This window comes from Pseudoalteromonas sp. NZS71_1 (assembly GCF_015864305.1).
GTDB classification, from domain to species: domain Bacteria; phylum Pseudomonadota; class Gammaproteobacteria; order Enterobacterales; family Alteromonadaceae; genus Pseudoalteromonas; species Pseudoalteromonas arctica.
Map to the genome: position 1 here is coordinate 172,754 of NZ_JADYXM010000009.1, position 11,113 is coordinate 183,866.

Below are 11,113 nucleotides of genomic sequence, written 5' to 3' on the forward strand. Positions count from 1 at the left end.
TTTTTATATTTGATTTGTTTAACTAGGTGGCAGCAATATGATGCGATTTTTACTGGTTTGTGTACTGATGTTGTGCGCGACACCAAGTTGGGCTTCAATTAGTGATTACGTAGTTAAGCAATGGAATATAAAAGATGGTCTACCTTCGCAATCACTTAAAAGCGTAGTACAAGACCAGCAAGGCTATATGTGGTTGGGTACTCAGTTTGGCTTAAGCCGTTTTGATGGCACAACATTTACAAACTACAACACGCAAAATAGCCCGTTCTTGCCTAGTAATGGTATTAATAAACTTTTAGTCGATTCTAGTGGCTTATTATGGGTAGGTACTAAAAGTGGCTTGGTAGTTATTAATCCAGCCACATTTGCAGCACAAGAGTTTAATATTAAAGGTCCGGTAAGAGATATTCTTGAGGACTCTAAAGGCAGCATATGGATTGCGGCTAATGGTTTATACTATGTAGATAGAGGGCAAGTTGATTTACGCACTCAAGTAAATGGTCCCCTACCTATTGTTAATGCTACCGTAATTACCCAAATTGTTGGCTCTGTTAGCCAAATGGCACTCTCTCCTGAAGGTATTTGGCTGGTTAATGATCGTCATTTATTACGCCTTACTAAAAACTCATCAGATTTCTCTAAACTACGTTTAGAGCTTACCGCTAAAATATCGTTACCAGAGCGCTTAGCGCAAACCATAGTGCACGATTTATCATTCTTAAACGGTAATTTGTATATAGCCTCTGAGCTAGGTGCATACTTTTTAGATTTAGATGACGAACTAAGACCTTTTCCTTTACCTAATGCAAATAACTCAGCCGTTTATAAGTTTATGAGTGATACCGATGGTGGCTTATGGGTTTCGACTTATGGACGTTTATTATTTAGAGATAAAACCGGTGAGTGGCAATGGGTAGAACCAAGCCAACTTGATCAAAGCATATGGTTTGCTGATATTTTTAGAGATGATAAAAATAACGTTTGGTTAGCAAGTTTTAGTGAAGGCTTATGGCTTGCCCATGAAGGGCGAGTAGAAAGGCATTCAGCTGTTTCAGATATGACCGAGTCTGTTATGGCTATCAGCCAAGCTCCTGATGGAAAACTGTGGGTTGCTAACAAAAGCGGCATTGGTTATTTCGATTTAGATAAAAGTTTTATTAATTTAGTTCCAAGTAGTAAATATGGATACGCGTCAGTACACGATCTACAATTCGATGGTGAACGATTATATATAGCCACGGGGCGCGGCTTATTTGTTTTTGAAAACAAGACACTCTATACCGTCCCTGGTCGAGCGCTTCGCGATAACCCGGTATTTGCAATAAGTCGCTCTAGTAAAGGCGGTTTTTGGATTGGTACCGGACGCGGTTTATATCGATTAAATTATGCTGGTTTAACGCCTTTTGCATATAACGCTTTTTTAGGTAGTAAGTTTATTACCTACGTATTGGATAAAACAAACTTTGGTGTGATTGGTACTAGTAAAGGCGCATATTACTTTACAGACCGTGGCATTGAAAAAATTGGTGACCAAACAACACTTGAAAGTGCATACGTAACTAGCGTGCTACATATAGATGGCGTGGGTATTTTAATCGGCTCTCTTAACGATGGGCTTTTTTACAGAAGTACGCAAGGGCAGTGGCGTCAACTCGATGCCGCTAATGGTTTACCGTATGGGTCTATATTTAGCCTAGAATATGATGAAAAGTTAAAACATGTTTGGGTAAGCACCATGAAAGGTGTTTACAGAATGCCTGTAGAGCAATTTAAAACAGAGATAAAAAGCTTAAAAGTTGAAGAAGTGATTTCATCTTTTGACCGTCAACTCGATGGTAAAGCGAATCAATGTTGTAGTGGGCTTGGGCATGATGCGGTAGCAGACACCGGCAATTCTATTTGGTACCCAAGCTTACAAGGTGTTGTTGAAATACCTAAAAATGTAGAGCTATTTGGTGTGCTTGCATTAAAGCCAACAATAGAAACAATAACAACACCACTTCGTCATTTAACCACCGCTGCGCTTGGTAAAAAACCATCATTAGAAACAGACGAGCGTGATATAACGCTAACTTACACAGCTATTGATTACTATGCACCAAACAGTATTGAATTTAGATATAAACTAAGTGGCTTAGATAGTGACTGGCGCTATGCTAATACGCGACGTGAAGCTATTTATACTAACTTGCCTCCAGGCTCGTTTTTGTTTCAGTTAGAAGCGAAGCGCCAAGGTGAAGACTGGACTAAAGCGCAAGAAGTAGAATACGGCTTTGTAGTGCCTGAGCGCTTTGACGAAACTATTTACTTTAGGCTTTTAATTACCAGTGGTTTTATTTTGCTTTTCTACCTTATTTTTTGGGTATTTAGAGCGCAAGAGCGTAGAAAACAAGAAGCATTAGAGGGCTTGATCACCGAGCGTACCTTAGAGCTTCGTCAAGCTAATGATAAATTAGGCCAAGTGAATTCACAGCTTAAATTAGTTAGTCACTCAGATGAGCTAACAGGGCTGCGTAGTCGTCGCTTTTTGTTTGATCAACTCCCTAAAGATATTGAACACTTTCAACGTAATTCACAATCGCTGCAGGCACAAGGCAAGTCACTGGTGCTGGTAATTATTAACTTTGATAACTTCAGCCGTATCAATGATGCCTATGGCCCAATTGCAGGTGATAGCTGCTTACAGCAAATGGCTGCATTATTAAATTCGCGTACGCAGGGTTCTGACTATGTGGCACGTTGGAGTGGTGATGAGTTTTTACTATTATTACGTGATTTTAAATGCAATAAAATAGACAGCTATGCTTCAGATCTTTGTAAAGTAATAGCGGCTAATTCATTCCAATTACCAAATGGAAAAACAACTAATATCACGGCATCAATTGGTTGGTCATTTTATCCATTACCACTTTTGGGTGGGCAGGTAATTAGCTGGGAGACATCTATTAACCTAGCAGATATTTCACTACACCAAGTTAAAAAGCGCGGTGGTGATGGTGTTGCAAATATTACGTTTGATGATCAGCTTGATGCATTTGAGTTTGAACAAAATTCTAACGTTGATCAACAATTAGGTATTTTACAAAGCAATGGCCTAGCTGATATTAAAGTGTGGATGCGCTGATCAGCAATATTTGATATTAAAAAAGGAGCCTAGGCTCCTTTTTTAATATGCTCAACTTTAGATGTATAGGAAGTTAATTAATAAACGCTTTAATAGCGGTTAATATTCCTTGCTCGCCTAATCCCATTTCATCGTGCATTTCATCTTGGGTGCCGTGTTTAATAAACTCATCAGGAATACCTAAGTTAAGGATATTAATATCAGCTTTTTGCGTTGCTAAGAATTCGTTAACTGCAGAGCCGGCACCGCCAGCAATCGCATTATCTTCAAGCGTAACAATTACATCGTGGCTAGTTGCAAGCTCATTTAAAAGTGCGGTATCAAGTGGTTTAATAAAACGCATATTAACAAGCGTTGCATCTAATTCATCTGCAGCAAGCTGTGCATTTTCAAGTAATGTACCGAACGATAAAATGGCAATTTTACTGCCTTTCTTAATTGTATCTGCCTTACCTATTTCAAGCAGTTGCATAGTGCTTTCAATGTCTGCAGTACCTGCACTACCTCGAGGATAACGAACTGCAACAGGGCAGTTTGCTTTATAACCGGTGTATAGCATTTGGCGGCATTCGTTGGTATCGCTTGGTGCCATAATTACCATATTTGGAATGCAGCGCATAAAGCTTAAATCGTACGCACCTTGGTGAGTTTCACCATCGGCTCCAACAATACCAGCGCGGTCAATGGCAAATAATACAGGTAAGTTTTGCAGTGCAACATCATGTATTAATTGGTCATACGCACGTTGTAAAAAGCTTGAGTAAATAGCAACAACAGGTTTTAAACCTTCACAGGCAAAGCCAGCGGCTAAAGTAACGGCATGCTGCTCAGCAATAGCTACATCAAAGTATTGATCTGGATGCTCTTTAGAAAAACGTACCATGCCTGAACCTTCGCGCATTGCAGGCGTGATAGCCATTAACTTACTGTCTTGTTCGGCCATATCACATAACCAATCGCCGAATACTTTTGAAAAAGTAGCAGCACTAGGTTTAGATTTAGGTAGGCTAGTTGTGCTCGGATCGAATTTTGGTACACCATGATAGCCAATAGGATCGGCTTCAGCCGGTTTGTAGCCCTTACCTTTTTGGGTTTTTATATGTAAAAGCTGTGGGCCTTTTAAATTACGCATATTACGTAATGTATCTACAAGCATGTTTACATCGTGACCATCAATGGGACCAATGTAATTTAGGCCTAATTCTTCAAAGAAGGTACCCGGGATCATCATGCCTTTAATGTGCTCTTCCATTTTACTGGCAAGTTGCTTTACCGGAGGCACACCTGAGAGTAACTTTTTACTACCTTCACGAATGTTAGTATAAAAGCTACCTGATAAAATTCGAGCAAAATGATTTGTTAATGCGCCAACATTTTCAGAAATCGACATTTCGTTATCATTTAAAATAATAAGCATGTCTGATTTTACATCACCTAAATGATTCATCGCTTCAAATGCCATGCCTGCGGTTATAGCTCCGTCACCAATAATGGCTACAGACTTTCGACCTTTACCTTCTTTTTGTGCGGCAATAGACATACCTAAGGCAGCTGAAATAGAGGTGCTTGAATGGCCTACGCTAAACGTATCGTATTGGCTTTCATCGCGAAAAGGAAAAGGGTGCAAACCGTCTTTTTGGCGAATGGTGTGCATTTGCTCGCGACGACCAGTAAGAATTTTATGCGGATAAGCTTGATGACCCACATCCCAAACTAGGCGATCGTCTGGAGTGTTATAAACATAATGCAGGGCAACGGTTAGTTCAACCGTCCCTAAACCAGACGCTAGATGACCGCTACTTTGCGATACTGAGTTGAGTAAATAATCGCGCAGCTCATTGCTAAATGCAGGGAGTTTGTCTTGCGCTAAGTCACGCAATTGGGCTGGCTCGTCAACCAAATTAAGTAATGGATACTTGCTACTATCAAGTGTCATGGTTTTATATATATCCTTCGCTAACATTAATTAATTCAAAGCTTTTACGAATAATTAATGTTGAGTAATAATGTCAGTGCTAATTGCAATACGTATGAGCAAAAATTAGTGGTCACGCTCAATTAGATAATTTGCTAGCGACGCAAGAAGTGTTGTGTCAGCATCTATATTTGCTAACGCTTCATGGGCTTGTTGTATTAAATTCTGCGCCTTTTCTTTAGCGCCTAGCATACCTAATAACGCCGGATATGTCGCTTTATTCGCGGCAATATCGGAGCCTTGTGGCTTTCCTAAAATAACTGTATCGCCTTCAACATCTAAAATGTCGTCGTGTACTTGAAATGCTAGCCCTATAGCATACCCAAAAACACTTAAATTTTCTAAGGTTTGTTGATCAGCCTTTTCACTGCACAGTGCACCAAGTGTAATTGCGCAATTAATTAGAGCTCCGGTTTTTAGCTTATGTATTCGCTCAAGCTCTTGTACGGTAATTACTTTATCAGTTGCTGCTATGTCAAGACCTTGTCCGCCAACCATACCCTGAAGGCCTGATGCGTGGGCAAGTGTAGCAATCATTTTTACTTGTGTTTGCGATGAGCATTCAAATTTGTGATTCGCAATAAGCTCAAAAGCAAGAGTTTGAAGAGCATCACCGGCTAAAATTGCATTTGCCTCGCCAAACTCTATATGACAAGTAGGGCGTCCGCGGCGTAAGTCGTCATCATCCATTGCTGGTAAGTCATCATGGACTAACGAATAGCTATGAATACACTCAATTGCAGCAGCAAGTACGTTTAAGTCTTGATGGTTTGCGCCGAGCATTTTACCTGTGGCATAAACTAAAAATGGACGTAATCTTTTACCGCCATTAAATAATCCATACTGGGTGGCGTTCTTTACCGTTTCTTCTGTATCGAGAGGCTGGTTAAAATGCTGTTGTAAGGTCGCTACTACATCTTTTTGAGCAAGTTCAATATGATTTTTTATGCTCACAGCTATTCCATATCATTATCAAAATTTGTAAGTACTGACTTTTCGCCATTCCCCATCAAAATTGATACTTTTTGTTCTGCTTGCTGTAATTTCCCTGATGAAGCACTTGCTAATGCAATTCCACGCTCAAATTGCTTTAACGATTGCTCAAGCGATAAGTCACCTTGTTCCATGTCACTAACGATTGTAGATAATTCTTCTAGTGCTTGTTCGAAACTTAAGTTTTCAGGTTTTTTAGTCGCCATCTTTATTTCAGCTTACATAATAAATTTAGGGGTCAATTTTAGGGGGAATGCTAAACTAGGTCAAAGGATGATATTGGTTTTTTACCTTTATAACGTTAAATTATATTTCAAGTGCATTAATAAAGCCTTAATAGCGGTCTGTTGGTTTAATAAATCAATTGATAATTAGGTAGCCCTTATAACTTGATCTAAGATAGTGCTAAAGGCTGCTTTTTATGTTTATTTATAAAAATGGCTTAAGCAATTCAATATGTTGCCGATAAGCAGTTAATAATAAAAGTTTATGATAAGGCCATTAAGCATGAAACTTCTGGAGGAAATGTGGATTTAGCAACCATAATCGGGATCCTAGGCGCAATTGGCTTAATTGTCATGTCTATGTTTATGAGTAGTAGCGGTGAAATGGCTATGTTTTACAATACCCCGTCTGTGGTTATTGTATTTGGTGGTTCACTCTTTATTGTTTTATCAAACTTCACTATGTCGCAATTTTTGGGGATAGGTAAAGTTGTTGCCAAAGCGTTTATGTTTAAAATCGAAACGCCAGAAATACTTATCGAAAAAGCAGTAGAACTTGCTGATTCAGCTCGTAAAGGCGGTTTTTTAGCACTCGAAGAAGCTGAAATTCCAAACCCCTTTATGCGCAAAGGCGTCGACATGCTCGTCGATGGCCACGACGCAGATGTAGTTCGCGCTACACTTCAAAAAGATATTTCTCTAACCACGACTCGCCATGAATTGGGCGCGGGTTTATTTAAGTCGTTAGCTGATATAGGGCCTGCAATGGGCATGATTGGTACTCTAATTGGTTTGGTTGCAATGTTGTCTAACATGGATGACCCAAAGGCAATCGGTCCGGCAATGGCAGTAGCACTATTAACAACTTTATATGGCGCGTTTTTAGCCAATGTAGTGGCAATTCCTATTCAGGTAAAACTTGAACTGCGTAAAGATGAGGAAGCTATGAATCAGCGTTTAATTTTGGATGCTATTTTAGGTATACAAGATGGTCAGAATCCAAAAGTAATCGAAGGTATTTTGAAAAATTACTTAGCTGAATCTAAACGCAAAGTAGATACCGAGGAGTAACTATGTCTGATCAAGAGTGCAAATGCCCACCACCAGGTCTACCTGCATGGATGGGAACGTTTGCCGATTTAATGTCACTGTTAATGTGCTTTTTTGTACTCTTGCTCGCGTTTTCAGAAATGGATGTACTTAAGTTTAAACAAATTGCGGGCTCTATGAAGTTTGCTTTTGGTGTGCAGAATAAAATTGAAGTAAAAGACATCCCTAAAGGGACCTCTGTTATTGCCATGGAGTTTACCCCAGGTAAACCAGAGCCAACCCCAATAGAAACCATTCAGCAGCAAACAGTCGAAATGACTCAACAAATGTTAGAGTTTCAGGCTGGCGATGAAAGCTCAGCAGGCGGCAGGCAAGAACAGCGCGGGGATAAACGCGGTGGCGAATCTCGTAGTACCTCACAAGAAGAATCTTCTGAGCAAGCAACTTCAGCAGCCGATCAGGAGCAAACTAACGAGCTTGTTAAAAAGATAGCGCAGCAGCTTGAAAAGCAAATAATCGATGGCGCAATTGAGCTTGAGTCTTTAGGGCAGCAAATAATTATTCGCATTAGAGAGAATGGTTCATTTCCTTCAGGTAGTGCATTTTTACAACCTAAGTTTAAACCTATAATTCAAGATATCGGTGTGCTGTTAAAAGATGTACCCGGTGAAATAACAGTATCTGGCCATACAGATGATTTTCAGGTATCGAATGAGTTATATATTAATAATTGGGACCTATCATCAAAGCGTGCTGTAGCCGTTGCAAGTGAACTGCAAAAAGTCCAAGGATTTGATAAAACCCGAATGATGGTGGTTGGTCGAGCTGAAACACGACCACTTGTACCGAATGACACCGATGAAGATCGCCGCAGGAATCGCCGAGTAGAAATATCTATATTACAAGGTAAAGCAAAAGAGTCAGCTCCTATAGATGTAAGATAACTTTTATTGGCAAACACACTTATTTATCATAAAGTATGCTTTCTTTAACAAATGTAACGGAATAGTTTATGAAAAAGGTCGATAAGTTTAGTCATATGCCAGGAAATGGCGGTGGTAATGACGATGATGAAAAAAAACTTGATTAACTCTAATGCCTGAATGGTTTTTAAAGACTATATTGATATTAGATACTAGTTGGGTGTTTATTTTAAGCCCTGCTATTTTCATCTTTTATTTTAGAAAAGATTATTTGGCCCTGCGTTTCGCTTTAATTACAGCCGCTTTTTTTTTATATGGAACCATTATTCATCCTTACTTGAAAGAGTTTGATAATGGGATTTATGTTTATCGATACCTTGTTTGGGCCCTTAATGATATTGCTTGGATGGCACTCATCGCATATCTGGGTTTAAAAGATAAGGTTTATTTGTGGCAATGCGTATTAGGTCAATTGGTTGTTATTATGGCACCAATTTTACAGCTATTTAGATTAGTCGACCGCCATTTATGGGATCTTTCTTATAGTACATACATTTATAAAACCTTATTGCCATTTATTAATATAGGCACCGTTGTTGTTTGTTATCTTCCGCTTATTTATATTTTAACAAAAGACAAAAAAAGCCCAGCTAGCCAATAGTTACAAAAAGTTCCCTCCTTTAAAATAGCTGTGCTAGACTACTGTTTATATAAACAGTGATGAGCAGGCTATGAAACTCTACATTGCAGAAAAACCTTCACTTGGACGCGCTATTGCTGATGCGTTACCAAAACCACATAAAAAATATGATGGTTATATAGAAGTCGCTAATGGCGATTGTGTATCGTGGTGTATTGGACATTTGCTAGAACAAGCAGAACCCGATGATTACGATGAGCGCTTTAAAAAGTGGCAGTTTGAACACTTACCTATAATACCTGAACAGTGGAAGTTAAAAGCCAAAACCAAAACTCGCAAACAGCTCACTGTTTTAAAAAAATTAATTAAACAAGCCTCGCAACTTATTCACGCTGGCGATCCAGACCGTGAAGGCCAGCTACTAGTCGATCAAGTAATTGAAGAAGCTAAAATAAGTCAGGCTAAAAAGCAGAGTACGCAACGTTTACTCATTAGTGATTTAAACTTATCGGCGGTAAAAAAATCACTGGGTACTATGCGTTCTAATCGAGATTTTATTCCGCTAAGTGTATCTGCTTTAGCGCGCTCTCGTGCTGATTGGCTATTTGGTATGAATTTAACACGTGCATACACACTAGCTGGGCAAAAAGCAGGGTTTGGTAATGTGCTTTCGGTAGGGCGAGTACAAACCCCTATTTTAGGTCTTGTTGTTAATAGAGATAACGAAATAGCACACTTTGTATCTAAGCCTTTTTACGATGTACTGGCGCATTTACTTACTCCAGATAACCAGCCATTCATAGCTAAGTGGGTTCCTAGTAAAGCATGTGAGCCACATCAAGATGAAGAAGGGCGCATACTTAACAAAGCACTCGCACAAAATGTTGCTTCACGCATTACAAAGCAAAGTGCTGAGCTTACTTCACTTGACCAAAAACAAAAAAAACAAAGTGCTCCATTACCGTATAACCTATCTGCACTGCAAATAGATGCGGCTAAAGCATTTGGTATGCCAGCTCAAAAGGTGTTGGATATTTGCCAAATACTTTACGAACGTCATAAACTAATAACTTACCCACGCTCTGATAATCGTTATTTACCTAAAGATCACCATCAAGATGCATCTGCTATTTTTAAAGCTATAAGTGCTAATGGTGGGCAAAGCACCGAATTGGTAAATGGGGCTGATGTAAAAAAGCGTAGTAAATGTTTTAACGATTCAAAAGTGGCTGCCCATCATGCCATTGTGCCTACTGCTAAGCAGTTAAAGTCAGCGAGTTTGAGCGGTGACGAAGCGAAGGTATATCAATTAATAAGCCGCCATTACCTAATTCAGTTTTATCCCGACTATATATATAACGAAACTAAAGCAGAGATAACAATCGCTGGCGGATTATTTAAAGCAAATGCAAAACAAGATGTAAGCCTGGGCTTTAAGGTATTAATGGGTAAGTCTGAATTAAAAGATGAAGCTACGTTACCTCCTTTAACAAAAGGTATGTCTCTTTTTTGTGAGCAAGGCGAAGTGGTCGAAAAGCATACATCACCTCCTGCTTATTTTACCGACGCTACATTATTGGCTGCGATGACGGGCATTAGCCGTTATGTTAAAGATCCACAAATTAAAAAAGTATTAAAAGACACTGATGGTTTAGGGACTGAGGCAACACGTGCGGGAATAATCGAGTTGCTATTCAAGCGGCGCTTTTTAAAACGTGAAGGTAAGTCAATTAGAGCGACCGAAACGGGACTTGCCCTTATTAGCGTATTACCACAAGGTTTAGCGAGTCCTGATTTAACCGCAAAGTGGGAATCGAGCTTAGGTGATATCGCGCAGCAAGTAATGAGTTATCAGCAATTTTTACAGCCTTTACTTGCTGAGCTAAATGGGTTTGTACAATTAGCAGCAAACTGCGATAGCAATGCATTTGCAAGGTTACCAAAAAGCTCACCTAAAAAACGCTTTGCTAAACGAGGTGGAAAAGCGACCCTTAAAAAGTCGAGTTATAAAAAAAGCTCTGTTGCTAGTTAGCTACAGAGCCATTTTATTAAACGATATTACTTAACCTGATGTAATGGTCTCCTCCCTATACGGCATCTATGTGCCATGATTAAAGTGGTTACAATAATCAAAGGGAGAAGACCAAAATGAAGATTACAACAATTGGTTTAGATATAGCAAAA

At 39.3% G+C, this 11,113-nt stretch carries 8 protein-coding genes; 5 read left to right on the forward strand and 3 right to left on the reverse strand.

Annotated elements, in window-relative coordinates; all coding sequences use genetic code 11:
* Positions 1-37 precede the first annotated feature (37 nt).
* A complete protein-coding gene (locus tag I6F43_RS14190; protein ID WP_007587118.1) occupies positions 38-3,124 on the forward strand; it encodes a ligand-binding sensor domain-containing diguanylate cyclase in 3,087 nt (1,028 codons plus the stop codon).
* A 73-nt stretch (positions 3,125-3,197) separates the two neighbouring features.
* On the opposite strand, the gene dxs is transcribed toward I6F43_RS14190, so the two are convergent.
* From dxs to I6F43_RS14205, 3 genes are all read right to left on the reverse strand, one after another.
* Positions 3,198-5,060: a 1-deoxy-D-xylulose-5-phosphate synthase gene (gene dxs, locus I6F43_RS14195; protein ID WP_007587116.1), complete on the reverse strand. Its 1,863-nt coding sequence runs from the start codon at positions 5,058-5,060 to the stop codon at positions 3,198-3,200.
* A gap of 105 nt (positions 5,061-5,165) precedes the next feature.
* A complete protein-coding gene (gene ispA, locus I6F43_RS14200) occupies positions 5,166-6,053 on the reverse strand; it encodes a (2E,6E)-farnesyl diphosphate synthase (RefSeq protein WP_197102821.1) in 888 nt (295 codons plus the stop codon).
* A 2-nt stretch (positions 6,054-6,055) separates the two neighbouring features.
* Positions 6,056-6,298 carry an exodeoxyribonuclease VII small subunit gene (locus I6F43_RS14205; RefSeq protein ID WP_002961738.1) on the reverse strand — a complete coding sequence of 81 codons (243 nt, stop codon included), beginning with the start codon at positions 6,296-6,298 and terminating at the stop codon, positions 6,056-6,058.
* A gap of 321 nt (positions 6,299-6,619) precedes the next feature.
* Here I6F43_RS14205 and pomA point away from each other — a divergent pair, with 321 nt between their 5' ends.
* From pomA to I6F43_RS14225, 4 genes are all read left to right on the forward strand, one after another.
* Positions 6,620-7,387, forward strand: a complete 768-nt coding sequence (gene pomA / locus I6F43_RS14210) for a flagellar motor protein PomA (protein ID WP_007587114.1) — start codon at positions 6,620-6,622, stop codon at positions 7,385-7,387.
* 2 nt (positions 7,388-7,389) lie between these two features.
* Positions 7,390-8,310 carry a flagellar motor protein MotB gene (locus I6F43_RS14215; RefSeq protein WP_007587113.1) on the forward strand — a complete coding sequence of 307 codons (921 nt, stop codon included), beginning with the start codon at positions 7,390-7,392 and terminating at the stop codon, positions 8,308-8,310.
* Positions 8,311-8,461: 151 nt separating this feature from the next.
* A complete protein-coding gene (locus I6F43_RS14220) occupies positions 8,462-8,950 on the forward strand; it encodes a hypothetical protein (protein WP_010554575.1) in 489 nt (162 codons plus the stop codon).
* 70 nt (positions 8,951-9,020) lie between these two features.
* On the forward strand, positions 9,021-10,961 hold the full coding sequence (locus I6F43_RS14225; protein WP_197102822.1) for a DNA topoisomerase III: 1,941 nt from the start codon (positions 9,021-9,023) through the stop codon (positions 10,959-10,961).
* Positions 10,962-11,113: the final 152 nt, after the last annotated feature.